Source organism: Amycolatopsis orientalis DSM 43388 (genome assembly GCF_000411975.1).
Taxonomy (GTDB): domain Bacteria; phylum Actinomycetota; class Actinomycetes; order Mycobacteriales; family Pseudonocardiaceae; genus Amycolatopsis; species Amycolatopsis orientalis_D.
Map to the genome: position 1 here is coordinate 119,746 of NZ_ASXG01000158.1, position 26,278 is coordinate 146,023.

Here is a 26,278-nt window from a genome sequence, read left to right on the forward strand (position 1 = left end):
GTCCTCCCGGCCCGACACGACCATGATTGATCGAGCCGGGCCGGGCGCCCCGTTCGCGACTGGGCGACTACCGCATCACCGCACCGCCTTGACCAGCGCGGGCACGAAGACCGACGCGTCGATCGTTCCCCAGCCGCTCGCGATGTCGTAGCCCGGACCGGCCTTGAACCCTTCGACGCCGTACTGGCTGTTGTCCCCCTTGGTGACGTCGACGATCCCGGCCGCGGTGCCCTTCGGGCCCAGCTTCGAGTACAGCGCCGGGTTGATCTGGCCCAGCCGGCCGTGATTGGCCTGCACCGCCAACGCCAGCACCCCGGCGAACAGCGGTGCCGACTGCGACGTGCCCTGGACGCCTTCCATGCTGATGTCCGGGTAGGCCCGCATCGTGCTGCCGGTGATCTGCTTGACGCGGTTCTGCCAGGACGGCCGCGCGTACGCCTTCGACAGGCCCGCACCTTCGCTGAACCCGTTGTCCGCCGCGTTGACGAGGTCGTCCGGCTGAGTGCGGACGCCGTTCGCGTCCAAGTGCAGCTGCGTGCCGCCCAGTGCGGTGACGTTCGGGTCGCTGGCCGGCCAGCTCGCCACGCGGTACGGATACCTGCCGGTGCCTTGCAGGTACGCCCCGGTCGGGCCGTCGTCGCCGGACGACGCGACCAGCGTGACGCCCGCCTTGCTCGCCCGCTCCAGCGCCGGGTCGAGGGTCTTGATCGACTCGAACGACGGGAAGTTCTCCTCGGTGGTGCCGAAGCTCATCGAGACCACGTCGGCGATCCGGTGCTCGGTCAGGTAGTCGACGGCGTGCATCATTTCCGGCAGACCGGCGAAGCCCTGCGTCTCGGCGACCGGCGTGGCCGCGACGACGATCTTCGCGGCCGGAGCCATCGCGTGCATCATCGTGACGTCGAGATCGGTTTCTCCGCCCCACGACTGGCAGGTGGCGGTGTCGACCCCGGGATCGGTGCACGCGGGGACCGCACCGGACGGCTGCAGCACCTCGACGTTCGCCGGCGGCAGGCCGTGCTGCCGCGAGTATTCGTCCAGCACCTGCTTGACCTTGTCGTCGCCGAACGACACCAGCGTGGCCACGGTGGACCCGGCGCCGGTGATGCCCTGGTTCCACAGCTTCGTGGCGTTGTACGCGCCGCTTTCCTTCGGCAGTTTGGCCATCGCCGCGTTGAGCCGCGCCACCCGCTCCTGCACCGTGGTCGCGCCGACGAACGACTGCGCGGCAGCCGAGAAGTGGTGTCGCGACGGCTGTGCCGGCGGCGCGGGCGCGGCACTGGCCGGTGCCGCCACCACGGTGGCGGCGAGCGCCACGCCCGCCAGCAGGGTCATCGGCCGCCCGAATCCCCGGACGGCTGATTTCACCCGGAACGTCATGCTTTTCTCCTATCGACGCAGGCCAGTGCTTCCACTCTCGGGTACGCGGCCCTGGGCGCGACATCGACTTTCGTCGGGCGTTTTCCGGAATACGGCGAGGAAAACTGCCCGATGTCCGTAATGTGCCCACTCCTCCGGGGACCGCGGTCGGCGAGCATCATCCTCGCGCCTCCCCGGAACCGGGCTGGTCGTCGGGACCAGTCCGCACCGCGGCACCGGGCTGCCCCTCGGCCGCCGCCGGACGGCTGCCGCGCAGCAACCCCCGGACGGTGTCGATGGTGTCGGCCTCGCCCGGATCCTTGTCCGGCCGGTACCGCACCACCCGCGCGAACCGCAGCGCCAGCCCGCCCGGATACCGCGTGCTGACCTGCGCCCCGTCCAGTTCGATCTCGACCACCATCTCCGGGCGCACGTGGACGGTCCACCGGTCGCGGTGCGTCTCGATCTCCTGGAACCGCTCGGTCTGCCAGGCCAGCAGTTCGTCGGTGAGCCCCTTGAACGTCTTGCCCACCATGATCGGCGGCCCGCCGTCCGGGTCGCGCGCGCCGAGGTGCAGGTTCGACAGCTTGCCGGTGCGCCGCCCGTGGCCCCATTCCGCCGCCAGCACCACCAGATCGATGGTGTGCACCGGTTTCACCTTCAGCCACGCCCGCCCGCGCCGCCCGGCCGCGTAGATCGAATCCAGGTCCTTCACCATCACGCCCTCGTGCCCGGCGTCCATCGCCGCCTCGAGCACCGCCGCCGGTGACTCCGGCCGGACCGCGCCGGGGATCACGTGCTCGCCCGCGACCCGGCGCAGTGCCTCGTTGCGTTCGGCCAAGGGCGCGTCGAGCAGATCGACCCCGTCCAGATGCAGGCAGTCGAAGAAGTACGGCCGCAGCAGCAACGCCCGCACCTGTTCCTCCCGCGTGCTGCCGAACCGGCTCATCGTTTCCTGGAACGGACGCGGCCGCCCGTCGTCGGTGAGCGCGAGTGTTTCGCCGTCCAGCACCACCGATTCGCACGGCAGGGCCCGCACCAATTCGACCAGTTCGGCGACGCTGCCGGTGATCTCCCGCAGCGTCCTCGTGTACACGTGCACTTCCGCGCCGCGGCGGTGCACCTGGATCCGCGCACCGTCCATTTTGTACTCGACGATCGTGTTTCCGTGCTCGGTGACGGCCTCCTCCAGCGATTCCGCCGGGGACGCGAGCATCGGCCGCACCGGACGCCCCAGCTCGAGCCCGAACGCGGCGAGCGCCGCCGCGCCCCCGGTCAGCGCCGCCTGCCCGGTGACCGGCAGCCGTCCGGACAGCATGAACGCCCGCCGCACCTGGTCCACCTCGACCTCAGCCGCCGCCGCGACCGCGTCGACCATCACGCCCTCCAGCGCGCCCTGCCGCAATTCCCCGGTGACCAGCCGGAAGACGAACTCCTGTTCGGCACGGGTGAGCCGGGAGAACAGCGCGGTGAGCGCCTCGGCCCGGCGCTTCACCGAACCCGCGCCCGCCGCGGCCGCGACTTCGGTGAGCGCGGCGTCGACCTCCGCCACCGAGACCGCAGGCTCGGCCGCGGGTTCGACGGCGAGGTCGGCGAGCGTGCGCCAGCCCGCGCCGAGCCGGTCCTGCGCGGTCTGCCCGGTGAGGTACGCGATCACCGCGGGCAGTTCGCCGGGTTCGGCCGCGCGCAGCACGGCGGCCAGCACGGCGATCTTCGTTTTCCGTGACCGCGTGGCCGCCAGTTCGGCGGAGGCGGTGACGAGGTCGGTGAACAACACCCGGCCATCATCGCCCCCGCCACCGACAAAAACTCCCGCGCCAGCCTCGACCGGGTGAAAAGGAGCTGGTCAGGCATCCGGACGAGTGCAATGCTGGTCCAGCAGCCCCTGTTTCGTCACACACGGCGTGTACCCTGCGTCCTGCAATTCCGCCCGGGCCGTGCTGCTGCGCAGATAGTCGATGAACAGCTTCAGCAGCGAATCGTTCTCCGGCACGCCCTTGGTGTAGAGGTACTCGACCGTCCAGAAGCGATAGCCCGCGTCGATGCTGGTCACGTCGGGGTAGCGGTCGTCGAGTTTGGCCATCGCGACCCGGCCGGCCGCCGCGGCGATCTTGGCCGCCGGCACGTCCGCGTAGCCGATCGCGCCGGGGGTGTCGCCGACGGCGCGCAGCAGCTCGTCGGTGGTCCCGCGTTCGCAGCGCACCACCGCGGCGTGCGGGGCGCGGGTCGGCGCCAGGCAGTCGTCCGACGACAGCCCGGGCTCGGCCGCGCCCAGCACTTTCTCTTCGAAAGTCTTGCGCGTGCCCGATTCCTGCCCGCGTCCGACGACTCGGATCGGGATCGACGGACCCTCGCGCAGTTGTGCCCAGTCGGTGTACTTCCCGCTGAAGATGCCGCGCACCTGCTCGCCGCTCAGGTGGTCGACGCCGACGGATTTGTTCACCACCAGGCTGTACACGAGCACCGCGACCGGTTGCGTGACCAGATCCGGTCCGGCGTCCGAAGCCTTGCCGTCGGACAGCACGGCCAGGCTGTCTTTCTGGTCCGCTGGCAACGGTCCCAGCTCGCGCACCGCGGACACGCTTCCGACTGCCTGGGTCGTGATCGTCGCACCGGGACATTGCCGGTGGTACTCCGTCGCGACGCTGTTCATGATCCGCGCGAACGCGCTGGATCCGTGCACCGAAAGGGATCCGGTGCCGCACCCGGGCTCGGATCCGCGGGACGCGGCGACCAGGAGCATGCTGAGCAACGCCCCGGTCAGCAGCACTCCGATCGCTCCGGTGACCACCGGCCACGAAAGCCAGCGCTGTTTGCGTTCGTCTTTGATCCGCCCGCCGCTGAGCCTTCCGGTGACGTGCAGTTCCTTGGACAGCGGCCCGCCTCGCCAGTCGTCCGGTTCGCGCAGCACGACCACGAGCTTGAACTTTTCCCGTCGCTTCAACGAAAGCTGCTCGAGGCGGACGCCGTGCCACTGCGGCGCCGGGGCGGCCGGGGCGTCGGGTTGCCGCAGCAGCGCGGTCAGCCGCTGCGGCAGCAACGCCCGTACTCCGGACAGCCGCGCGGTTCCGTTGTCCGGTGCGGGCTCGTCGTGAGTAAAGAATTCAAGCCCGTTTCGGACCACTTCGCGCAGGCCGTCTTTGGCATCGGACACGCGCGCGTCCCACACCACCCGCCTGCCGAAGGTGAACTGCAGCGGATGTTCCCAGTCGCCGGGGCCGATGTCGAAGCTGCCCGTGTTGCGGATCCGGATCACGACCACGCTGAGCGGTTCCAGCAGCCGCACGGTGCGTTCGAGCTGCGGATCCGCTTGCACCGCGCCGTTGCCGGAGTCGCCGAGCGGGATCGGGTTGAGGCCGATCTTGGAGTTGTACAGCTCCCGGTAGATGACGCGCCTGCGGCGGATCACGTAGCGGTCGACGACCGGGGCGAGGATCGTCGCGCCCGCGACGACCGCGATCGGCACGATGCCGCGACCGGACGTGAGCACTTCGGCGAGCGCTCGCAGGACATCTCCGAAACTCACGGTCGCCTCCCCCTCGCCGCTCCCGGGAATGTCCACAGTAAGCGGCGACCCAGGGACCCCTCCCCGGTGCACCAGGTGTTCACCAGCGGTTCAACCGGCCGATGCGATCCGGTCGACGGCGGCGCGAAGCCGGTCCGGCGGAAGCGCGGCGTACCCGAGCACGAGACCCGGATATCCCGCCGCGGCATGGGAATAAGTCGACAAAGCCGGGGCGTGCACGCCCGCCGCGGCGAGTTTCTCCTGCAGCCGCACGTCATCGGTGCCGTCCGGGAGCCGGACGACCAGGTGCAATCCGGCGGCGATCCCGACCGGCCGCCACCGCGGCAACCGCTGGGCGAGCGCTTCGATGAGCGCGTCGCGCCGGGCGCGGTACAGCCGTCGCGTGCGGCGCAGATGCCGGTCGTACCCGCCGGTGGCGATCAGCTGCGCGAGCGCGGCTTGCGGGAGCGGCGGGCAGCCGAGGTCGTGCATTTCCTTGACCCGGGCCACCGCGTCGCGCAGCCGTCGCGGCGGAATGAGCCAGCCGATCCGCAACGCTGGGGCGAGCACCTTGCTGACGCTGCCGATATACGCGACGTGATCCGGCGCGAGCGCACGCATCGCGCCCAGCGCGGGGCGGTCGTAGCGATGTTCGGCGTCGTAGTCGTCTTCCAGGATGAGCCCGCCAGTTTCCGCCGCCCACGTCAGCAGCTGCCGACGGCGTTCCGGATGCAACGCGACACCGAGCGGGAATTGGTGCGCGGCGGTGACCAAAACGACGGAGCAGTCTGAAGTGGACAGTTTCGCGACGTCGATGCCCTTGTCGTCGACCGGAATTCCGATCGGCGTCAGTCCGTGGTCGCACAGGAGGTTCGCCTGCCCGGGGTGGCTCGGGTCTTCGACGGCGATGCGCTGGTCCGGCAAGGCGTCTGCCAGCAGCGACAACGCTTCCGCGGCTCCGCTGGTGATCACGATGTCGTCCGGGTTCGCCGGCAGCGCACGGACTCGCCCAAGGTAGGCGGCCAGCTCCGTGCGCAATGCCGGATGTCCGGTCGGATCGGGGTAGCCGAGGCCGCGGTCCGGCGTCGCGTTCAGCGCTTCTCGTTCAGCGGCAAGCCATTCGGCCCGCGGGAAGGCCGACAACGCGGGCAGGCCGGGGCGCAGGTCGAACTCCCAGGCTGGCGCTTTCGGCGTGCTGGCCCGAGGATTCGGTGCGGTACCGTCGATTGGCGCGACGCGAGTGCCCGAGCCGTGCTTGCTCAGCAGGTAACCCTCGGCGGTGAGCTGCTCGTACAGCGCGGTCACAGTGCCGCGCGCGACTCCGAGCTGGCGCGCGAGATCGCGGCTCGACGGCAGCCGGGTGCCGGCCGCCAGCCGTCCGGTGCGGATCGCGTCGCGCAACGCGGCTTCGATGGCGCGACCACGGCGGCCGCCGGTGACGGCGGGCAGAAGCAGCTCGCGGAGGGTCTCCACGGCCACGACAGTACGGCGAAGTGGTCCAGTTAGGCCAGAGCCGAGTGGTCCTTCTGGATAGACCACTCTCCGCTGAAGACTGAGCGGCGTGAGACGTTCGATGGTGCTGTCAGGGGTGGCCGGCGCGGTGCTGGTCGGCGGATCGGTGCCGGTCACCGGCATGCTGGACGGATATCCGGTGATCACCGGGCAGGCGTTGCGGTACGCGCTCGGCGGGCTTTTGCTGCTCGGCTGGGCCAAGGTCACGCGCAGCCCGCTGCCGCGGCCGAAACTGGGCGATCTGCCGACCCTGCTCGGCCTCGCCGCGACCGGGATGATCGGCTTCCAGGCCTGCCTGCTGCTGGCGCAGCGCTACGCGGAACCCAGTGCGGTAGCGGCGTTCCTCGGGGCCAGCCCGCTCGTGCTCGCCCTGCTCGCGCCGATGCTCGACGGTCGCCGTCCGTCCGCCGCTCCGATCGTCGGATCGGTGCTCGCCGGGCTCGGCATCGTGGTGCTGTCCGGCGGCGGATCCGCTTCCGCGCCAGGGCTGCTGCTGGCTGCGCTGGCGATGTTGTGCGAAGCGTCGTTCACCCTGCTCGCCGTGGGATTGCTGCGTCGCCTCGGACCGTTGGCGACCTCGACGTGGAGCTGTTTCACCGCTGCGGCAAGCGGTTCCTTGGCCGGGACGGTGGTCGATCCGGCCGGAGCCTGGCGATGGCCGAACGCGCGCGAACTCGTCGCGTTGCTGTTGCTGGCGGTTTTGGTGACCGCGGTGGCATTCGTGCTCTGGTACAGCTGCGTTGCGGGGCTGGGCGCGGACCGGGCGGGCGTGCTGATCGGGCTGATGCCGGTGTCCGGACTGGTGGTCGCGGTGTTGATCGGCGCGCAACGGTTCGAGCTCACGGATTTCGCTGGCGTCACCTTGGTCGCCGCGGGAGTCGCATGCGGACTGTGGAAACGCGAAGCGGCTCGCCCGGAAGTGCCCGAACGAGCCGCCACGACCTGCTGAAACTACTTGCCGCCGCTCGCCATCCGCAGCACGTCGAGCGCCTCGTCCAGCTGCGCTTCGGTGAGCTTGCCGTCGCGGACGTATCCGCGTTCCAGCACGACCTCGCGGATCGTCTTGAGTTCCTTGAGCGCCTGCTTCGCCACCGCGGCCGCTTCCTCGTAGCCGATGTACTTGTTGAGCGGAGTGACGATCGACGGCGACCCCTCGGCGTACTGCCGGGCGCGCTCGGCGTTCGCGGTGACCCCGGCGAACACCTTGTCCGCCAGCAGCCGCGAGACGGCCGCGAGCAGCCGCGCCGATTCGAGCACGTTGCGCGCGATGACCGGCAGGTTCACGTTGAGCTGGAAGTTGCCCGCCGCCCCGGCGAACGCGACCGCCGCGTCGTTGCCGACGACCTGCGCGACGACCTGCAGCGTCGCCTCCGGGATGACCGGGTTGACCTTGCCCGGCATGATCGACGAACCCGGCTGCAGGTCCGGCAGCGCCAGCTCGGCCAGGCCGGTGCGCGGGCCGGAGCCCAGCCAGCGCAGGTCGTTCGCGATCTTGTTGAGCGACACGGCGACCGTGCGCAGGTGCCCGGAGGTCTCGACCACGCTGTCCTGCGTCGCCTGCGCCTCGAAGTGGTTGCGGGCCTCGGTGAGCGGCAACCCGGTGAGCTGGGCCAGTTCGGCCGAGACCACCGCGCCGAAGCCGTCGGGGGCGTTGAGACCGGAGCCGACCGCGGTGCCGCCGATCGGCAGTTCGCCCAGGCGCGGCAGGCCGGACTGCAGCCGTTCGATGCCGAACCGGATCTGCGCGGCCCACGCGCCCGCCTCCTGGCCGAGCGTGATCGGCACGGCGTCCATCAGGTGCGTACGGCCGGACTTGACGACGTCCTGCCACTCGTCGGCACGCGCCTCGATCGCGCCCGCGAGGTGCTCCAGCGCGGGGATGACGTCGGTGAGGACGGCCTCGGTGGCGGCGACGTGGATCGTCGTCGGGAAGGTGTCGTTCGACGACTGCGACGCGTTGACGTGGTCGTTCGGGTGCACGTCGCGGCCGAGCGCACGGGTGGCCAGCGTCGCGATGACCTCGTTCGCGTTCATGTTGGACGACGTGCCCGAGCCGGTCTGGAAGACGTCGATCGGGAAGTGCGCGTCGTGCTTGCCCTCGGCGACCTCGTCGGCGGCCTTCGCGATCGCGTCGGCGACGTCGGCGTCGAGGACGCCAAGACGCGCGTTCACGCGGGCGGCGGCGGCCTTCAACAGGCCCAGCGCGCGGATCTGGGCGCGCTCGAGACCGCGGCCGGAGATGGGGAAGTTCTCGACGGCACGCTGCGTCTGCGCGCGGTAAAGCGCGTCGACCGGGACGCGGACCTCACCCATCGTGTCGTGTTCGATCCGGTATTCCTGTTCAGCCATGCCTTCGATTCTGGCCCCGATTCGGGCAACTGGCCGGGTGTTGTCGCCCACCCCGACGACTAAGCTCGGTGGTGTTCTCGATCACCGCCACCCGCCACTGGCATGGAGCGAGCCTCATGGATTACGACCTCGTCGTCATCGGAGCCGGTCCCACCGGCCTCTTCGCCGCCTACTACGCGGGATTCCGCGGCCTGTCGATGGCCGTCGTCGATTCGCTGCCCGAACCGGGCGGCCAGGTCACCGCGATGTATCCGGAGAAGATGATCTACGACGTCGGCGGGTTCCCCGCGGTCCGCGGCCGCGATCTCGTGCAGGGCCTCGTGGACCAGGCCGCGCCGTGGAAACCGGATTACCTGCTCGGCCGGAAGGCGGAGAAGCTGGAGAGCGTCGACGGAGGTCTCGAACTGACCCTCGACGGCGGCGACGTGCTGCGCGCGGGCGCGGTCCTGATCACCGCGGGCATCGGCGAGTTCACTCCGCGTCCGCTGCCCGCCGGGGACGGCTGGCTCGGCCGGGGAATGGTCCATTTCGTTCCGTCGCTCGCGGCGCACGCGGGCCAGCACGTGGTCGTGGTCGGCGGCGGGGATTCGGCGTTCGACTGGTGCCTGGCGCTGCACCCGGTAGCGGCGAGCGTGACGCTCGTGCACCGGCGCGCCAAGTTCCGGGCCGCGGAATCGATCGTGCGGCAGGTGCGGGAGCTGGGCGTGCGGCTGGTCACGGACGCCGAGGTGGCGCGCTTCGTGGAAGCCCCGGACGGTTCCCTGGCGGCGGTCGACGTGACGGTGAAGGGCGGCACGGACGAGCAGCTGCGCGCGGACGCGGTGGTCGCGGCACTGGGATTCACCGCGGATTTGGGGCCGATCGAGAGCTGGGGGCTGGAAATCGACCACCGGGCCATTTCGGTGGATTCGACGATGGCGACCGCGCGGCCGAGGGTTTACGCGGCGGGGGATGTGGCGGCGTACCCGGGGAAGGTGAAACTGATCGCGACCGGGTTCGGGGAGGCGGCGACGGCGGTGAACAACATCGCGGTCGCGTTGAATCCCGAGGCGCATTTGTTCCCCGGGCATTCGAGCAACGTCGAGTGAATCAGCCGGTTTTCTCCGCCAGCCAAGGCTGGTACGCCACCGCCGAGGTCGCGATCGACGGAGCCGAACCGCAGGTCGACGAATGGTTGCCCGGGCGGCTGACCATTCCGGCCAGCACCCACCGGTCGCCGTCGCGGATCAGTTCCGGGCCGCCGGAATCGCCGTAGCAGGAACCGGATCCGCCGGGGCTTTCCGTGCACAGCTCGGAGGTTCCGTCGAACGCCGCCGTGCATTTCGCGCCCGGCACCAATTGCGTGTCGAGCTGGCGCAGCGTTTTCGACACCGGACCGCAGTTCGGCGTCGCGCACGTCTGGCCCCAGCCGATGACCCGGACCGCCGTGCCCGGCGACGCCGAACCGCCGATCGAGATCGGCGCGGCTTTCACCGGTGCGGTCATCCGGATGAGTCCGACGTCGCCGGTTTGCGTTTCTGCGTTGAAGTGCGGGTGCAGCACGAATTCCGCTGCTTGGGGAGTTTCCCCGCCGTCGTCGGCGTCGTTGCTGCCGACGCGCAATCCGATCGTCGCCGGGTCTTTCGCGGACAGGCAGTGCGCCGCGGTGACCACCCAGGTCGGCGTGATCAGCGCACCGCCGCAGAACAGCGCGCCGCCCGAGGTGTGCAGGGACACCGCGAACGGATACGGCTGGTCCGCGTCGGTTCCGCCGACGATGGAACGGCCCGCCGAAGCGCTGCCCGCGCTGAGCACGACTCCGGTGAGGACAGTCAGCACCAGCGCGAACAGCCGTTTCGACACCGGGAAACTCCTTGGCAGATCAGGGAAGCGGAGGCACCACGTGCTCGTCGTCGAGGTCGAGGTTCCCGTCGAAGTTGACCGACGAGTACGCCCGCAGCTTCTCGAGGCGGTGGTAGCCGTCGATCATTCTGACCGTCCCGGACTTGGACCGCATGACGATCGACTGCGTCGTCGCGCCGCCCGCCCGGTAGTGGACGCCGCGCAGCAGGTCGCCGTCGGTGACTCCGGTCGCGCAGAAGAACACGTTGTCGCCGGTGACCAGGTCGTCGTTGAGCAGGATCCGGTCCAGGTCGTGGCCCGCGGCGAGAGCTTTCTCGCGCTCCGCGTCGTCCTTCGGCCACAGCCGGCCCTGCAGTTCGCCGCCGAGGCACTTCATCGCGCACGCGGCGATGATGCCCTCGGGGGTGCCGCCGATGCCGAGCAGCATGTCGACGCCGGTGGTCGGCCGGGCCGCGGCGATCGCGCCCGCGACGTCGCCGTCGGAGATGAACCGGATCCGGGCACCCGCCTCGCGGACCTCTTTGACCAGCTGCTCGTGCCGCGGCCGGTCGAGGATGCAGACCGTCACGTCGCTGACGCTGGAGTTCTTCGCCTTCGCGACGCGCCGGATGTTCTCCGCGACCGGGGCGGAGATGTCCACCTTGCCCGCCGCGTCCGGGCCGACGGCCAGCTTCTCCATGTAGAACACCGCGGACGGGTCGAACATCGCGCCGCGCTCGGCGACGGCGAGCACGGCCAGCGCGTTCGGCATGCCCTTCGCCATCAGCGTGGTGCCGTCGACCGGGTCGACCGCGACATCGCAGTCCGGGCCGTCGCCGTTGCCGACTTCTTCGCCGTTGAACAGCATCGGCGCTTCGTCCTTCTCGCCCTCGCCGATGACGACGACGCCGCGCATCGAGACGGTGGAGACGAGCTGGCGCATCGCGTCGACGGCAGCCCCGTCGCCGCCGATCTTGTCGCCGCGGCCGACCCAGCGGCCGGCGGCCATCGCGGCTGCCTCGGTCACCCGCACCAGTTCCATGGCGAGGTTGCGATCAGGCGCTTCGCGTCGGCTGCGGTCACTGGCGGTGGTCATGGTGGCCTCCCGGAACACGGTTCGTCAGCGGGTGCCCAGTCTGTCAGATCCCGGGACCACCTGACCGATTCAGCCACGCATGGTGCACGTCACTCTGTGTCGTCGTCGGTCTCCACCGAGGCCAGCGCGGCCTCGATCCGCTCGCGGGCGCCTTCCAGATGCCGCTCGCACACCTTGGCGAGCCGCTCGCCCTTCTCCCAGAGTTCGAGCGACTGCTCCAGGGAAAGCCCGCCGGCTTCCAGCTCCTTCACGACCTCGACGAGCTGATCGCGGGCCTGCTCGTAACCGAGTCCGGCGGTGTCTGCTTCGCTCACGTTCTCCGACCTTGTGGTGCACGGGGCTGTCGGCGCAGACTACCGCGTCCGGCGGCGGTCCCGGGGACGCTGGATCCGGCCCGCTGCGGGCACGCGACCACCGCACTCGCCATCGCGTGGTCGTACCCGACGAACGCCAGCGCGAACTCCTGTCCGTCACCGTCCGCGATGGCGTCCTCGAGGTTTTCCTGCGCGCTCGCCACCCGGCGCCGGTGGCCGGTCCCTTCGGCGAACCACCAGCGGACGCCGACGTGCTCCGAAGTCGCCTCGGACAGCCGCCTGAGCTGGGGCGCCAGGCCCCGCCGGGCCGCGGTGCCGCAGCCGGCGAGCAGCGCCGTCCAGCATTCGTCGGCCGCGCGGTCGGTGACCAGGGCCTGCCGCAGCAGGAGACCGGCGTTGAGCCGGGCCGCGGCGTCTACCGTGAGCGGGAGGAACGCCGGGGCTCGGTGCATCACGGCCGGTCTCCTTCCGGTACGGGGGTCGTCGGCTCGACGGAGTCGGCCACCGCGTGGATCGCCCCGTCGGCGACCCGTACGCGCAGCCGCGCACCGTCCTCGATCTGGGAGACGGAGCGGAGCACGTGGAGGTTGCCCGCGGAATCAGTGAACTGGACGACGGCGTATCCGCGCTCCATCGTCGCCGCCGGGCCGAGCGCGGCCAGCCTGCCCCGCGCGTTCGCGACTTCCGCCTGGTCTTTGGCGAGCAGGCTGAGCATCGCGCGACGGCCGCGCTCGCGGTGCATCTCGACGTCGCTGAGCCGGCGTTCGATCGGACCCAGCGGATCGGCCAGCGACGGACGGCTGCGCAGCTGGGTCAGCAGCCGCGTCTCCCGGTCGACCCAGCCGTGCAGCGCACGCCGGCCGCGGTCGCGCATCTGCCGCACCCGCGCGGTTTCTTCGCGGACGTCCGGCACGATGCGCTTGCTCGCGTCAGTCGGAGTGGAGCAGCGCAGGTCGGCGACGTGGTCGAGCAGCGGGGAGTCCGGCTCGTGCCCGATCGCGCTGACGATCGGCGTGCCCGCGGCCGCGACCGCCCGGCACAGTGCTTCGTCGGAAAACGGCAGCAGGTCCTCGACGCTGCCGCCGCCGCGGGCGATGACGATCACGTCGACGTCCGGGTCTTTGTCCAAGATGGACAGTGCGCGCAGGATCTGCGGCACGGCCTGCGAACCCTGCACAGCGGTGTTCAGCACCTTGAACAACACGTGCGGCCAGCGGGCCTGCGCGTTCGCCAGCACGTCCCGCTCGGCCGCCGACGCGCGTCCGGTGATCAGCCCGATTCCCTTGGGCAGAAAGGGAATCGGCCGCTTCCGTTCGCGGGCGAACATGCCCTCGGCGGCCAGCAGCTTGCGCAGTCGTTCGATCCGCGCGAGCAGTTCGCCGATGCCGACCGCGCGGATCTGGTCCGCGCGCAGGCTCAGCGTGCCGCGGCCGAAGAAGAACGACGGCTTGGCGTGAATGACGATCCGGTCGCCTTCGCGCAGCGGCGTCGGCAGTTCGCGCACCAGCCACATCGGACAGGTGACGGACATCGAGACGTCCGCGGACGGGTCGCGCAGGGTCAGGAACGCGGTCTGCGTGCCGGGCCGCGCGTTCATCTGCGTGACCTGGCCTTCGACCCAGACGTCGCCGAGCCGGTGGACCCAGTCGCCGATTTTGCGCGCGACAGTGCGGACCGGCCACGGATTCTCCGCGCTGGTGGCGGGGTCGTTGCTCACTGGCCTTCCGCGGGGTCGCCCGGTTGTTCCTCGGCCTTGCGCGCATTGCCGATCCGCCGCGCGAGCATGCCGACGAACGACGCGCGATCGGCGTTGGCCTTCTCGTACTCCAGCAGCTCTTCGAGCTGGGGCACGGTCAGCCGGCGCAGCCGGGCGCGCAGCTGCGGCAAGGTCAGGTCGTCGTAATTGCCCAGCCCGGCCGGGCCGGAGCTGTCGTTCTCGCCGTCGGAGTGCTCCTCGGCGAGCGCGCGGGTCTCCTCGATCCACGGGTCGTCGACGGTGTCCGCGGCGAGGTCCGGCGGCTGCGTGCGGTGGCCGTTGGTGCGCGGCTCGGGCAGGTCGTCGACCGGTACGAGCGTGGGCCGCGACGGGGTGAACTCGGGCTCGGCGTCCTCGTCGAACGTGGCCCAGCTGGGCGTGTCCTCGACCGGACGCAGCATCGACAACGCGTCGTCGCCCTTGATGGCCAGCTCGGTGACGTGCTGCTGGACGCGCATGGACAGCTGCAGCACCTGGCTCACGACGGTGACCGGCAGGCCGGTGAGCTGCTTCGGGAGCTCACGAACCCGCTCGGCGGTGGTGACGGCGAGGCCCGCGGCGACCCGGAGGGGGAGCGGGAGTGGCTTCATGGGTCCAGCGTGCCGCATCCGGGCTGTTCTGCCCAACCGAACGGGTGGCCAGGGGCGCCGGACGTGATGCCCGGCACAGCCTGAACGGCCGCCGCCATCATCCGAACGAGGACTTCAACCCCGGCTCGGCACTGCCCGTACCCTGGAGGCATGACTTCAGCGAGTCCCGGAACCGAACCCGCCGGTACCCCGACGATCTCCCGGTCCGGCGCCGCCAAACGCGTGCTGCTCGCGAAGCCGCGCGGTTACTGCGCCGGCGTTGACCGCGCGGTCGTCGCCGTGGAGAAGGCGCTCGAGCTGTACGGGCCCCCGGTGTACGTGCGCAAGGAAATCGTGCACAACCGGCACGTCGTCGACACCCTGCGCGAACGGGGCGTGATCTTCGTCGACGAGACGTCCGAGGTGCCCGAGGGCGCGCTGGTCGTGTTCTCCGCGCACGGTGTCTCGCCCGCGGTGCACGCCGAGGCCGCGGAGCGGAACCTGCGCACCATCGACGCGACCTGCCCGCTGGTCACCAAGGTGCACAAAGAGGTCAACCGCTTCGCGAAGGACGACTACGACATCCTGCTCATCGGCCACGAGGGCCACGAGGAGGTCGAGGGCACGGCGGGCGAGGCGCCGGACAAGGTGCAGCTGGTCGACAAGCCCGAGGACGTCGACAAGGTCGACGTGCGCGATCCGTCGAAGGTGATCTGGCTCTCGCAGACCACGCTGTCGGTGGACGAGACGATGGAACGCGTCGACCAGTTGCGCGACCGCTTCCCGACCTTGGCCGACCCGCCCAGCGACGACATCTGCTACGCCACCACCAACCGCCAGGTCGCGGTCAAGGCGATGGCCCCGGAGTGCGATCTGGTGCTGGTCGTCGGCTCGAAGAACTCGTCCAACTCGAAGCGGCTGGTCGAGGTCGCGTTGAAGGCCGGAGCGTCGGCTTCGCACCTGGTCGACTTCGCTTCGGAGGTCGACGAGGCGTGGCTGGAAGGCGTGTCGACGGTCGGGGTCACGTCGGGGGCTTCGGTGCCGGACGTGCTGGTGATGGACCTGCTGAAGTGGCTCGCCGAGCGCGGGTACGGGCAGGTCGACGAGGTGACGACGGCGAACGAGAAGATCGCGTTCGCGTTGCCGAAGGAGCTTCGGAAGGCTGCTAAGTCGGAGTCCTGAGGCCGCTTTCGCAGCGGCTGCTGTTCCGTTGTGTGCTGCGTGCGGTACACCGGAAACTGTTTTGCCACAACGAAAGGCCGCCGATCCCGGTGCGGGATTCGGCGGCCTTTCGTTGCTTCTGGATGGAACGCACTGGTCAGCCTTCGTCCTCCCAGGGACGCTGGCGACGAGGCGGTTCCCGGTGAGGCGGACGCGGACGGCCGGGCGGCGGCTCGTCCCCGCGCGGCCGACGCCGCGGCGGCGGAGGTGCGTCGCCCCGCGGATCACGACGGCGCGGATCTCCTTCCGGCGGCCGGGGCCGACGCCCCTCCGGCGGCGGCTTGCGGGCACCGCGCGGAGCGTTGGGGTCCAACGGGTCGCGCCGAGGACGCGCCCCCGGGTCGGCAGGCGGACGCGGACGGCGCGGCGGAGGAGCGTCGAGATCGCGGTCCCGCGGCGGACGGCGGCGGTTGCCCGGAGGCGGGGTCTGCCCGGCCCGACCGGCTGGCGGCCGCGTGCGCGGACGGCTGGCGGCTTTGTCGTCCTCGTCGCGAGAACGCGGAGCCTTGCCGTCCTTGATCTTGACCGGCGCGTCCGGGTCGCGTTCGCGGTAGATCCGGAAGAAGCCGAACAGCAGCGTGACGCCAGTGGTGACCGCCATCGTCGGGAAGCCCTTGATCAGCGGCGTTCCGATGTTGAGCAGCTTCGAGAGAGTGTCGCTGGCTTCCGGACCCCCGCCGGTCAGCAGCACCACGCCCGGCACGGTGACGGCGAGCACCAGCGGCGGCTGCACCATCGGACCGAACAGTCCGCGTCTTTGCACCGCGCCGACCGCGATCACGGCCCCGAGGAAGTAGCCCGCTTTGAAAACAAACCCGAGGCTGCCGGAGGACTTCTCGTCGATGATGGCGCCGAGCACTGCCAAGCCGAAGCCCACGAGCACGGCCGCCCACCAGGGCAGGCCGCGCCTCGTGCCGACGACGAGACGCTCGTCCCACGGCACGGGGGCGTCATCGGCATCAGGATCGCTCTGGCGATCGCGTATCGCGGTCACGAGGCACACCGTAGCCCGTACTTGTCACGATCTTGTTGGCACTGCCGAGGACAGCACGAAGCAGCCACTCGACCGCATGACATCTCTTTCGGTCGAGCGGTACCCGCGGTGCGGCCTTCCCGCCCCGCTCCGCCGGACGGGGAACCAGTGGACCAGACCTCTGACCAGCGATGATACCGACGGTATGGCCTGGCCGCCCGTTTCCCGGTCCTGCTCTCACCCCAGGCTAGGCCACTGGCCGACGACGGCAACCGCGGCGCCGCCGGTCGTGTTCCGGAACATTCGCCGTTCTGGAACTTGACCGGGAATTGACGTTCCCGTGAGCCGGCTGAGCGCCCGGATCCTGCCCGCCCGACGCCGCAACCATGCCCTTTCGCCCGCCCCGGCGGCGGTGTCCAACCTGGACTCTGCCGTTGGTTCCGGGCAATCCGGACTCCGGTCTGGGCCGTCCGGGCACCCAGCCACGGGGCGGCCTTGGCGGACCATGCACGGGGGCTCGTGGCGCCGCCCAGTCGCCGACGCGGATCACCGCTCATCGGGACGGTGGCCTGGCGACTTTGGACGCCCGCCCGGCGCGCGGTGACGCACTGCCGCTTACGGCAACGCCCGAGCGAGACCGCATGCGCACCCTCCGGACGTCCGAGCCCGGACGTTAAGCCGTCTCGCTGCCCGGCTCGCTCCGGCCGGACGACGCCGGACCCGATGCGCCACGTAGGCTCCGTCCGCCAGTTCGCGCCGTTGAGGACGCCAAGAGGCTCGCCAGGCCACGGTGCCCCGGACTTGCCAGACCACCTCACCGGGCCATGCGCCGAGGCCCACCAAGCCTCTTGCCAAGGCGCTCACCGAGCCTCTTGCCAAGGCGCTCACCGAGCCGCTTACCAAGCCAGCTCACCAAGCCAGCTCACCAAGCCACGAAGCGGTGCCTCGCTCGCCGGTTTGTGCCGCGGCGCGCGCGACCCAATCCGCGCCGCCGTGCCTCGCCGTGCCAACTTGCATCGCCAGGTCTCGGCCAGCCGGACTGTGCAGCCCTTGCTCCACCGGATCCGCGCGCAGTCGTGCCTGGCCGTGCCAGCTCGCATCGCCAGGTCTCGGCCAGCCGGGCTGTGCCAGCCCTGGCCCCCGCCGGATCCGCGCCCCAGCCGTGCCTCGCCGTGCCGACTCGTGCCGCGGTGGCTCGATCCGCCGGACCGCGCCTGGCTTGGGCTCGCCGGATCCGTGCCTGGCCGCTCGCCGCCGAACCGTGACGCCGTGCTCGAACCGGCCAAGCCACGCGGCCGCCGCACCACCGCGCCGGGTAGAGGCCCCGCCCTGCTGGCAGCGCCGTCAGGCCTCAAGCGTCAGCCCGAGTCCCGTGTGCAGGCGTCCCAAGCCACACTGCCGGAGCCGTACCGCGCAGGCACACCATCGATCGTCCGATCGCGAGTGTCGAGCCCGCGGCCATCGCGCCGCGACCTCAACCAGCTGCCACCTCGTCTCCCTTCCGCAGTTGCGGCACCGGTGCCGGACTGCCCGACGCGTCGGTGAGCGGCGCGACCGTCGCGCGGAACGACTCCAGTGCCTCGAGTTCCCGGCGGCGGGCCGAGATGAAGCGCTGCAGGTGCGTGGTGGACAGATTCAGCGCTTCGACCGCGTTGCCCGCCGCTCGGTGTGCGGCGGCGGCACCCGCGCGCACTTGCTCGACGTCTTCGACGAGCGCGCGGTCGCTGGCGGCGAACAGCGCCGCCGACGCGAGCACTCCGAATCCCGTGGGGCCACACAGGAACACGCGGCGATCGATCAACCAGCGCAGCAATTCGGGATCGGTGTCGAGAGCCGCGACGACCGCCGCGTCGGACGGGACGAACATGATGGTGCCGTAGATCGCGTCTGCCCAGCGCTGATAGCCCTTGCCCGCCAGCTCCGCCGCGCGGGAACGCAGCTGCCGGACATGGACGCGCAGCGCGTCGAGCCGTTCTTCCGGGTCGTCGGTCTCGACCGCCTCCGCCCAGATCGCCATGCTCGCCTTCGCGTCGACCGGTACCGCGCGGCCGCCGCCGACATTCAGCACCAGGTCGGGCTTCGCGCTTCCGCCGCCGCCCAGATCGGTCTGCAGGGTGAAGTGCAGTCCCTCCCGCAGTCCGAGGGCGCGCGCCGTTTCCACCAGCACCTGTTCGCCGAGTTCGCCGCGGCCGTGGATCGATGCGAACGCCACCTCGTACCGGCGCAGTGCGAGCTGCTGCTGGTCGCCTTTCGCGCGCTCTGCCGCCACGAGCCGCGCGGCTGCGTCCGCGCGGCGCATTCCGTCGTTGTACAGCCGCCACAGCGCGACTACCGCGACGCACAGGAGCAGCGCGAGCACGACGGCCGCGGTGGTGATCACCGTCTCCACCCGGTCCTCCTCTCCGTCGGGTCCGGCGGGTGTCCGGACGCGAGACATCATGGCGGACCGCACCGACAAAAACCGGCGCGCACGGTCGCGCTGTGTAGCTGACCTGCGACTTTCCAGATCGGGGCTGGGCGTGTCCGCCGCGGACCTGATCGGCTTCGTACACACGTTCGAGTGGGGTACCGGCGTGCCTACCGGATTTCGTCGGGGTCAGCTCCTAACGTGGTCGCCGTGAGAGTCCTCCATACCTCTGATTGGCACGTCGGCCGCACGTTCCACGGCGCCGATCTGCTTACCGAACAGGAGGCCGCCCTCACGCACATCGCCGAACTCGTCGACCGCGAGTCGGTCGACGTCGTGGTGGTGGCCGGTGACATCTACGACCGGGCGGTGCCGTCCGCCGAAGCCGTCCGCGTCGCCACGGCCGCGATGACCCGCATCCGCCGGGCGGGTGCGGAACTCGTGGTCACGCCCGGCAACCACGATTCGGCGGCGCGGCTCGGCGCGTTCGCCGAATTCGCGGCGGCGGGCGGGCTGCACGTCCGCGCGACCGTCGAAGGGATCGCGGAACCCGTTGTGCTGCAGGACGAACACGGCCCGGTCGCGTTCTACGGCATTCCGTATCTCGAACCCGAGCCGTCGCGGCACGCGCTGGGCGTGCCGGAGGCGCGCGGCCACGCCGGCGTGCTCGGCGAGGCGATGCGGCGGGTGCGGGACGATCTGGCCGCTCGTCCAGGCACTCGATCCGTAGTGCTGGCACACGCTTTCGTCACCGGCGGCGAGGCCAGCGAATCGGAACGCACCATCGCGGTGGGCGGGGTCGAGCAGGTTCCCGGCTCGGTCTTCGACGGCGTGGACTATGTCGCGCTCGGGCATCTGCACGGACCGCAGACGCTCGCGGAGCACCTCCGGTACTCCGGAAGTCCGCTGGCGTATTCGTTTTCCGAAGCGCGCCAACGCAAATCGGTGTGGTTCGTGGATCTCGACGCCAGCGGTCTGGCCGAGGTTCGCCGGCACGAGCTGCCCGTGCCGCGTCCGCTCGCGACGCTCTCCGGAGAGCTCGCCGATTTGCTCGAGGACCCGGAACACGAGCAATGGCGCGAGTATTTCCTCTCGATCACGGTCACTGATCGAGTGCGCCCGATCGATGCGATGCGGTTGTTGCAGGATCGTTTTCCCTATGCGGTGCACATGGATTGGCGTCCCGACGGCGGGGTCGCAGGCACCGAGCTGAAGTACGCCGAGGCGGTGCGCGGGCGTAGCGACATCGAGATCGCGCGCAGTTTCCTCGACGACTGCCGCGGCGCTCCGCCGACCGAACGCGAGGAGCGGCTCGTGCACCTCGCGCTCGAAGCAGCGAACCGAGCGGCGGTGGAGAAGCTGTGAGGCTGCATCTGCTGGAGGTGGAAGCCTTCGGCCCCTACGCGGGTCGGGAGGTGGTCGACTTCGACGCCCTCGGCACCGACGGGCTGTTCCTTCTCCACGGCGACACCGGTGCGGGCAAAACTACGCTGCTCGACGCGATCGCGTTCGCGTTGTTCGGCGTGGTGCCGGGCGCGCGCGGCGACGTCAAGCGGTTGCGATGCGATCTCGCCGCACCGGATCGGCGGACGGAGGTCGTGCTGGAGCTGACCGTGCAGGGCCAGCGGCTGCGGATCGTGCGCAGCCCGGAGTACCAGCGGCCGAAGAAACGCGGCGACGGGTTCACCACGCAGCAGGCCCGGGTTTCGCTCACCTGGGTCGGCGAACCGCCCGCTGGGCTGCCGCCGGACGGAAGCATCCGCATCGACGAGGTGGCGCGCACCGTCGAGCGGCTGCTGGGCATGACGGCAGCACAGTTCTTCCAGGTCGTGCTTCTGCCGCAAGGAGAATTCGCGAAGTTCCTCCGCAGCGACACCACAGAACGCGAGAAGCTGCTGGAACGGCTTTTCGGCACCGAGCGGTTCTCCGACGTCGAACGCTGGTTCGCGGACCTTCGAGCGGAACGCGGCCGGTCGCTGGAAAAGCGGCAGCAGGAGGTTCGCGAACTGCTCGCCCGCTACGCCCAGGAAGCGCAGCAGGAGCCGCCGGAGGAAGGGCAGCCGGAGTGGGTCGAGGCGGTGCTGGCCGAGGTCGCCGCCCGGGCCGAGGCGGCGGAAACCGAGGCAGCGCAAGCACGTTCGGCGGCGAAGGCCGCTGAGGTCGCGCTACGGGAGGCGGAAGAAGACGCGGAAAAGATCCGCCGGGTCCGCACCGCGCATACCCGGTTGACGCAAGTCGCCGAGCAAGCGGCTGAACGTGCTGAGTGGACGGAAGAGATCGCGGCGGCTCGGCGCGCTGCCGCGGTGGTTCCCGAAGCCGAGCTGATGGACCGGCGCACGGCCGAGCTCGGTGATGCGCAGGTGCTGGTCGCGGACCGCATCCGAGACCTCGCCGACCTCGGTTTCGATGCGGTCGGGCTCGCCGTCGCCGACTTGCGCGAGCGTGCGGGTTCCGTTCGCGAGGAGGCAGGTGCGCTCGCCGAGCTGGCCGCGGAAGCGAACCAGCAGAAGACCGATGAGCAACGCCGTGCGGAGCGGCAGAAAGTCGCGGAGAAAGCCGCCGAACAGGTTGCCGTACTTGTGGAGCGGCTGGCCGAGTTGCCCGGTCTGATAGCCACCGCGCGTACTGAAGCGACGGTGGCGGGAGAAGCCGCGGCGAAATTGGATGGGGCGAAATCCCGCGTCGAAGAGCGGACCTCGCTCACTCGTGCGGCCGAGGAGCTGCCGCCAGCTGAAGCCAGGGTCGAGCGCGGCGAAGCGAAACTGCGCGAGGTGGTGGACGCGCACCAGGCGGCTCGGCAACGTCGGCTGGACCTTCGCGAACGGCGTCTCGACGGGATGGCAGCAGAGCTGGCTGCTGGCTTGGCCGAGGGAACGGCGTGTCCGGTGTGCGGGTCGGCCGAACATCCGGCACCGGCGAACCATGACGCACCGTTGGTGGACGAGGCGGAAGAACGCGCTGCCGAAGACGCCGAGCAAAAGGCGTCGGCATTGCGTCAGCGAGTGGTGTCTGCGCTGGAAGAGGCCAAGGCGCGGGTTGTCTTCTTGCGCGAACGGTTGGACGGACGCACTGCGGAGGAGATCGCGAGCGCGCTGACCGAAGCCCGCGCGGTCGTCGCGGAACTCTCCGACAAGGCGCAGCGCAGGGACCAGCTGAACGCGAAGGTTGCGGAGCTGGAGCGCGATGCCGAGAAGCTGGGTGAACAGCGTCGTCTCGCCGAGCAGACGGTCACGGAGGCGACCAGCGAGATCCGGGCGTTGGACGAGCGGATGGCCGAGCGCGAACAGCGGCTCATCGCGGGACGGGGCGACTTCCCGGACGTTCCCGCCCGACGGCAGCACCTGCTCACGTTCGCCGGCGCGCTGGACCTGGCAGCAGAGGCGCACAACGCGGTGTCCGGAGCGGAGGCCCGGCTGGCGGAGCAACGAGACCTGGTGGAAATCTCGTTGCATGCCAAGGGATTCTCGACCCTGGAGGAAATGCGCGCCGCGGTGCGGACCGACGAGCAGATCACGAAGCTCGAGCAGGGGCTCGCCGAGGCGGACGCGATGGCCGCAGGTGCGCGGGAGATGCTCGCGCAACCCGAACTGTTCGGGATCTCGCCGGACGACGTGGTGGACGTCGCGCCGCTGGCCGAGCGGGCGAAGGAGACGCGGGCTCGCGCGGACACCGCTTTCGCCGCGCAGCAAGCGGTGTCGGCGCAACACCGCGAACTGGTGAAGCTCGCCGGACGGTTGAGCACCGCGCTGTCGGAGTTGCGGCCGCTGGAAGAGGAATACGCCGAACTTCGGGCACTATCCGAAGTGGTCAATGGGCGAGGGCAGAACGCGCGGAAGATGTCGTTGCGCTCGTATGTCCTGGCGGCTCGGCTGGAAGAGGTCGCGCTCGCGGCGACCGCGCGGCTGCGGACCATGAGCCAGGGCCGCTACTCGTTCGTGCACTCCGACGCGGCCGGCGCGCGCGGCACGAGGGGCGGCCTCGGCCTCGACGTGCTGGACGACTACTCCGGCACAGTGCGCCCAGCGAAAACACTCTCGGGCGGCGAGTCTTTCCTGGCGTCGCTGTCGCTCGCGCTGGGCCTGGCCGATGTGGTGGCGGGCGAAACCGGCGGTGCGCTGCTCGACACCCTCTTCGTGGACGAAGGTTTCGGCACCCTGGACGCCGAAACGCTGGACGTGGTGATGAACATCCTCGACGAACTCCGCGCCGGCGGTCGCGTGGTGGGCTTGGTGTCGCACGTCGAGGAACTCCGCCAGCGCATCCCGACGCGGCTGCGGGTGCGGAAGTCCCGCATCGGGTCGAGAGTGGAGCTGCAGATGGCCTGAGGAGAGCAGGGACGGTCCTGCGCCGGGTGCCAGTTTGGCTCCAGCGCCGAGCCACCGCCGGGTCGGCTGGCGCGGGTCGGCAGCCGTGTTAGGGCGATCGCGCGCACAGCTCGCCAGCCCGTCCGCGGAGCACCGGCACCACGACTGCAGGGTTGGCCGGGTGCGGCTAGCCGGTTGGCGGGCTGAGTGCCGAACCAGGGCGGCCACTGCGGTGGTGGGCGAGTTGGCTTGCCGATGGCGGTCGGCCAGTGCCGTAGTGAGCGGAGCGATTGCTGCGGCGGTGAGCCGGGCAGGTGCCCGACCGTGGGGTGAAAAGTGCTGTGGTGAGCGATTGCTGCGAGGTGACCTGAGCGGCCGCTGCCAGTGGCGGGCCGGTGCCGTGGCGAGCGGCGCTGTCGGGTGGGCAGGCGTCTCGCACGCGGAGCGTGCGGTGCTGCCAGCGGTGGCCAGCCGGGTGCCGCAGTGAGTGGTTGCTGCGGTGGTGGGCGCAGCCGAGTGCTCTCGCAACCTCCGCGTGCGAGAGGTTGGACAGCCGTGGCGGTGCTGGGCGTACGTCGCGCTGTGGGACGAGCCACTGCTACCGGCGGGGGTAGCCGGTGCCGCGGTGAGTTGCCGCTTGCGCGGTCGCGAGCAAGTGTTGCCAATGGTGGGCAGTTGTGGCGGCGGCGGGCTCTCGCACGCGGAGCGTGCATCCGTTGTGGTGGGGCCGAGCCCGTGAGAGCAGCGACGGGCACCCCTTCGCAGTAGTCAGCAGCTGCTGCGGCGGTGAGCCGAGCGGGTGCTGCCACCGCTGGACGGAAAGTGCCACGGTGAGCGGTTGCCGCCGGGTGTCCGGTCAGCACCGCAGTGGTCGGCTGCTGCTAGCGGTGGCTGGAGAATGCCGCCGTGGGGGCTGGCAAGCGCCGCAGTGTGCGCCCGCTGCCGTGGAGCCCGGCTGGTGCTGGCGGTGGTCGGCGGACTGTGCCGGGTGAGCGGCAATCGCGGTGACGGAGCCGGGCGAGCAGTTGGCGGGACAGCCAACCGTCAAGTGACCGGCCAGCCAGCCCCGCCAGAGCATCGAGCCGCCACCTCGACCGCGCCCAAAGAAGCCAGCCAGTCTCCCCGGCGGAGACCGTCAGGCGGACGCCTCGTGGTGCAGCAGCCACCGCTTCGCGGCCACGCCCCAGCGGAAGTTGCCGATTGCTCCGCCGGTTCGGACGACTCGGTGGCAGGGCACGAACAGTGCCGCCGCGTTGCGGGCGCAGGCGGTCGCTGCGGCGCGGACTGCCGAGGGGTTGCCAGACAGGGCGGCGTACTCCGCGTAGCTCACCGGGCTGCCTGCCGGCACCTTGCGCAGCATCTCCCACGCGTGCTCGCGGAACGGGCCCGACCGTTGGCGTACCTCGATATCGGCGACGGCGTCGAGGTCGCCGCCGTGGTAGCTGCGGACGGCGGCGGTTACCGGGCCCAGGTCGCGGCGTTCGGTCAGGGTCGTCGGGGCCAAGGACAGCGAGATGAGCGGCGTCAGCTCGGCGACGTCGCCGGTCCAGCCGGAGGCCAGTACTGCGCCGTCGCCGGTCACTACCGCGGTGAACGGGCCGATTTTGGTGTCCAAAGTGGACCAGAAGGCGGTGGGCACGGGAAAAGTCTCCTCAAGCGGTCAGGGAACTGAGATAGCGGCTGGCGTAAGAACTCCACGGCTGCCAATCGCGTGCGGAGGTCGCCAGGTCGATGCCCAGCTCAGCCGCGCCTCGGCGGACGGCTGGGTCGGCGGTCAGCAGGACGTCGGGAGCACCCAGCAGGCGCATCACGACGTAGTCGGCGGTAGCCGGATCGACGCCGGTCGCGAGCATCTCCGCGCGCAACTCGTCGGCGTCCCGGCCCACGTGCAGGTCGAGTTCACCTGCGGCGATCGCCGCCGCGACCTTCTTGACCTGCGGCTTTACGTCTGACTCCGCGATGGCGGACGGCGTCGGGAAGAGAGTGGTCAGGGCGTCCATGGGCAGGTCGGCGGGCGGGACTGCTTCGCCGAGGCAAACGACCTCCGTCACTTCCTCGCCGAGCATGGCTCGAAGCAGGACTTCCGGGCCGTCGACAGCGCCGGGTACGCGGATGCCCGGGACGGCGGCCACCAGCGGGGCCAGCGCCGCGTCCGCCGAGAGCACGCGCGAGACGGCCTCCGGATCAGCGTCCAGGTCCAGCAACCGCCGTACCCGGCTCACGGCGCTGCTCAAGTCGCGCAGGTCCGAAAGCGCCAGATCGCACTGCACGTAGCCAGCCTGCGGAACGACCCACACCGAACCCGGCCCGTGGGGCAGCCGCAGGGTGCGGCCGTAGCCGTCCGCCGAGACCGCTTCGATGCCTGGCAGCGCGCGGGAAGCGTGGTAGTTCAGCACGCCGGCAGCGTCGAACGGGGCACGGAACGGCAGACGAAGGCTGAGCCGCGTCGCGCCGGTGGGTTCGTTGCGGTTTCCGCGGCGAAGCGAAGCTGCACGGAGCTGCGACGGGGTCGTCGCGAACACCTCGCGGATCGTCTCGTTGAACTGCCGGATGCTGGAGAACCCGGCCGCGAACGCGACGTCCGTCAGCGGCAGCTGCGACATTTCGATCAGCAGCCGGGCGGAGTGCGCTCGGTGGGCTCGGGCGAGACGGATCGGGCCCGCGCCCAGTTCGGCAGTCAGCACGCGTCCGAGCTGGCGTTCCGAGTAGCCGAGCTGACGGGCCAGACCGGGCACGCCCTCTCGCTCGACCAGGCCGTCCGAGATCAAGCGCATCGCACGGGCGGCCAGGTCGGCGCGCACGTTCCAGTCCGGCGAACCCGGGACCGCGTCCGGCAAGCAGCGGCGGCACGCGCGGAAACCGCCGGCCTGCGCGGCCGCCGAGGTGGGGTAGAAGCGGACGTTCTGCGCCTTCGGCGTGAGCGCCGGGCAGGACGGGCGGCAATAGATCCCGGTGGTGCGCACCGCCATGATGAACTGGCCATCGAACCGCTGGTCGCGGGCGGTCACCGCGCGGTAGCAGCGCTCGGTGTCGCGCCAGATCGGGATGGTCGAGGTAGCCATGCCGTCGATCATGCCAGCAGGTGAGAGCCC

20 protein-coding genes are annotated in these 26,278 nt (G+C 70.6%); 5 read left to right on the forward strand and 15 right to left on the reverse strand.

Annotated features, from left to right (window positions below; all coding sequences use genetic code 11):
* Window positions 1-75 precede the first annotated feature (75 nt).
* From L942_RS33110 to pdxR, 4 genes are all read right to left on the reverse strand, one after another.
* Complete coding sequence (locus L942_RS33110; protein WP_235079550.1) at window positions 76-1,380, reverse strand: S53 family peptidase; 1,305 nt, start codon at window positions 1,378-1,380, stop codon at window positions 76-78.
* Between the two features lie 157 nt (window positions 1,381-1,537).
* Window positions 1,538-3,136, reverse strand: a complete 1,599-nt coding sequence (locus tag L942_RS33115; protein WP_235079551.1) for an ATP-dependent DNA ligase — start codon at window positions 3,134-3,136, stop codon at window positions 1,538-1,540.
* A gap of 69 nt (window positions 3,137-3,205) precedes the next feature.
* The gene (locus L942_RS33120) at window positions 3,206-4,885 is read right to left on the reverse strand and encodes a PstS family phosphate ABC transporter substrate-binding protein (RefSeq protein ID WP_037367907.1); all 1,680 of its coding nucleotides are present in this window, start codon (window positions 4,883-4,885) and stop codon (window positions 3,206-3,208) included.
* Window positions 4,886-4,975: 90 nt separating this feature from the next.
* Complete coding sequence (gene pdxR / locus L942_RS33125; protein ID WP_081655333.1) at window positions 4,976-6,337, reverse strand: MocR-like pyridoxine biosynthesis transcription factor PdxR; 1,362 nt, start codon at window positions 6,335-6,337, stop codon at window positions 4,976-4,978.
* Between the two features lie 88 nt (window positions 6,338-6,425).
* Between pdxR and L942_RS33130 the strand changes: the two genes are divergently transcribed.
* Window positions 6,426-7,325 (forward strand): DMT family transporter, encoded by a 900-nt coding sequence (locus tag L942_RS33130; RefSeq protein ID WP_235079552.1) that lies wholly within the window; start codon window positions 6,426-6,428, stop codon window positions 7,323-7,325.
* Between the two features lie 2 nt (window positions 7,326-7,327).
* Here L942_RS33130 and L942_RS33135 read toward each other — a convergent pair whose 3' ends face one another.
* Window positions 7,328-8,725: a class II fumarate hydratase gene (locus tag L942_RS33135; protein ID WP_037367834.1), complete on the reverse strand. Its 1,398-nt coding sequence runs from the start codon at window positions 8,723-8,725 to the stop codon at window positions 7,328-7,330.
* Window positions 8,726-8,841: 116 nt separating this feature from the next.
* On the opposite strand from L942_RS33135, the gene L942_RS33140 reads away from it, so the two are divergent.
* A complete protein-coding gene (locus L942_RS33140; protein ID WP_037367836.1) occupies window positions 8,842-9,813 on the forward strand; it encodes an NAD(P)/FAD-dependent oxidoreductase in 972 nt (323 codons plus the stop codon).
* Between the two features lies 1 nt (window position 9,814).
* Here L942_RS33140 and L942_RS33145 read toward each other — a convergent pair whose 3' ends face one another.
* The 6 genes from L942_RS33145 to L942_RS33170 form a co-directional block, all read right to left on the reverse strand.
* Window positions 9,815-10,567 carry a S1 family peptidase gene (locus L942_RS33145; RefSeq protein WP_037367837.1) on the reverse strand — a complete coding sequence of 251 codons (753 nt, stop codon included), beginning with the start codon at window positions 10,565-10,567 and terminating at the stop codon, window positions 9,815-9,817.
* A 19-nt stretch (window positions 10,568-10,586) separates the two neighbouring features.
* Window positions 10,587-11,642 (reverse strand): class II fructose-bisphosphatase, encoded by a 1,056-nt coding sequence (glpX, locus tag L942_RS33150; protein ID WP_037367838.1) that lies wholly within the window; start codon window positions 11,640-11,642, stop codon window positions 10,587-10,589.
* Window positions 11,643-11,731: 89 nt separating this feature from the next.
* Window positions 11,732-11,956 carry an exodeoxyribonuclease VII small subunit gene (locus L942_RS33155; RefSeq protein WP_037367840.1) on the reverse strand — a complete coding sequence of 75 codons (225 nt, stop codon included), beginning with the start codon at window positions 11,954-11,956 and terminating at the stop codon, window positions 11,732-11,734.
* Window positions 11,953-12,408, reverse strand: coding sequence for a hypothetical protein (locus tag L942_RS33160; protein WP_037367841.1), 456 nt, complete (start codon window positions 12,406-12,408; stop codon window positions 11,953-11,955). The genes L942_RS33155 and L942_RS33160 overlap by 4 nt, the downstream gene beginning before the upstream one ends.
* Window positions 12,408-13,673, reverse strand: a complete 1,266-nt coding sequence (gene xseA, locus L942_RS33165) for an exodeoxyribonuclease VII large subunit (protein WP_037367842.1) — start codon at window positions 13,671-13,673, stop codon at window positions 12,408-12,410. Before xseA ends, L942_RS33160 begins: the two co-directional genes overlap by 1 nt.
* Window positions 13,670-14,302, reverse strand: a complete 633-nt coding sequence (locus L942_RS33170) for a lipid droplet-associated protein (RefSeq protein ID WP_037367843.1) — start codon at window positions 14,300-14,302, stop codon at window positions 13,670-13,672. Before L942_RS33170 ends, xseA begins: the two co-directional genes overlap by 4 nt.
* Before the next feature lie 150 nt (window positions 14,303-14,452).
* On the opposite strand from L942_RS33170, the gene L942_RS33175 reads away from it, so the two are divergent.
* On the forward strand, window positions 14,453-15,463 hold the full coding sequence (locus tag L942_RS33175; RefSeq protein WP_037367845.1) for a 4-hydroxy-3-methylbut-2-enyl diphosphate reductase: 1,011 nt from the start codon (window positions 14,453-14,455) through the stop codon (window positions 15,461-15,463).
* Window positions 15,464-15,599: 136 nt separating this feature from the next.
* Here the strand turns inward: L942_RS33175 and L942_RS33180 are convergent, their stop codons facing one another.
* Together L942_RS33180 and rmuC are read right to left on the reverse strand one after the other, a co-directional pair.
* Window positions 15,600-16,496 (reverse strand): DUF6542 domain-containing protein, encoded by an 897-nt coding sequence (locus L942_RS33180; RefSeq protein WP_037367846.1) that lies wholly within the window; start codon window positions 16,494-16,496, stop codon window positions 15,600-15,602.
* 1,453 nt (window positions 16,497-17,949) lie between these two features.
* The gene (gene rmuC / locus L942_RS33185) at window positions 17,950-18,864 is read right to left on the reverse strand and encodes a DNA recombination protein RmuC (protein ID WP_037367848.1); all 915 of its coding nucleotides are present in this window, start codon (window positions 18,862-18,864) and stop codon (window positions 17,950-17,952) included.
* A 228-nt stretch (window positions 18,865-19,092) separates the two neighbouring features.
* On the opposite strand from rmuC, the gene L942_RS33190 reads away from it, so the two are divergent.
* A complete protein-coding gene (locus L942_RS33190; protein WP_037367910.1) occupies window positions 19,093-20,247 on the forward strand; it encodes an exonuclease SbcCD subunit D in 1,155 nt (384 codons plus the stop codon).
* A complete protein-coding gene (locus L942_RS33195; protein ID WP_037367850.1) occupies window positions 20,244-23,207 on the forward strand; it encodes an AAA family ATPase in 2,964 nt (987 codons plus the stop codon). The genes L942_RS33190 and L942_RS33195 overlap by 4 nt, the downstream gene beginning before the upstream one ends.
* A gap of 1,114 nt (window positions 23,208-24,321) precedes the next feature.
* Here L942_RS33195 and L942_RS33200 read toward each other — a convergent pair.
* Window positions 24,322-24,825 (reverse strand): methylated-DNA--[protein]-cysteine S-methyltransferase, encoded by a 504-nt coding sequence (locus L942_RS33200; RefSeq protein WP_037367852.1) that lies wholly within the window; start codon window positions 24,823-24,825, stop codon window positions 24,322-24,324.
* Window positions 24,826-24,838: 13 nt separating this feature from the next.
* The gene (locus L942_RS33205) at window positions 24,839-26,248 is read right to left on the reverse strand and encodes a DNA-3-methyladenine glycosylase 2 family protein (protein ID WP_037367912.1); all 1,410 of its coding nucleotides are present in this window, start codon (window positions 26,246-26,248) and stop codon (window positions 24,839-24,841) included.
* Window positions 26,249-26,278: the final 30 nt, after the last annotated feature.

Bases quoted from the DNA above. Each gene is read 5' to 3' on its own strand.
- L942_RS33135 (WP_037367834.1), bottom strand. From the start codon at position 8,725: ATGGCTGAACAGGAATACCGGATCGAACACGACACGATGGGTGAGGTC.
- L942_RS33205 (WP_037367912.1), bottom strand. From the start codon at position 26,248: ATGGCTACCTCGACCATCCCGATCTGGCGCGACACCGAGCGCTGCTAC.
- L942_RS33160 (WP_037367841.1), bottom strand. From the start codon at position 12,408: ATGCACCGAGCCCCGGCGTTCCTCCCGCTCACGGTAGACGCCGCGGCC.
- L942_RS33170 (WP_037367843.1), bottom strand. From the start codon at position 14,302: ATGAAGCCACTCCCGCTCCCCCTCCGGGTCGCCGCGGGCCTCGCCGTC.
- L942_RS33140 (WP_037367836.1), top strand. From the start codon at position 8,842: ATGGATTACGACCTCGTCGTCATCGGAGCCGGTCCCACCGGCCTCTTC.
- L942_RS33110 (WP_235079550.1), bottom strand. From the start codon at position 1,380: ATGACGTTCCGGGTGAAATCAGCCGTCCGGGGATTCGGGCGGCCGATG.
- L942_RS33175 (WP_037367845.1), top strand. From the start codon at position 14,453: ATGACTTCAGCGAGTCCCGGAACCGAACCCGCCGGTACCCCGACGATC.
- glpX (WP_037367838.1), bottom strand. From the start codon at position 11,642: ATGACCACCGCCAGTGACCGCAGCCGACGCGAAGCGCCTGATCGCAAC.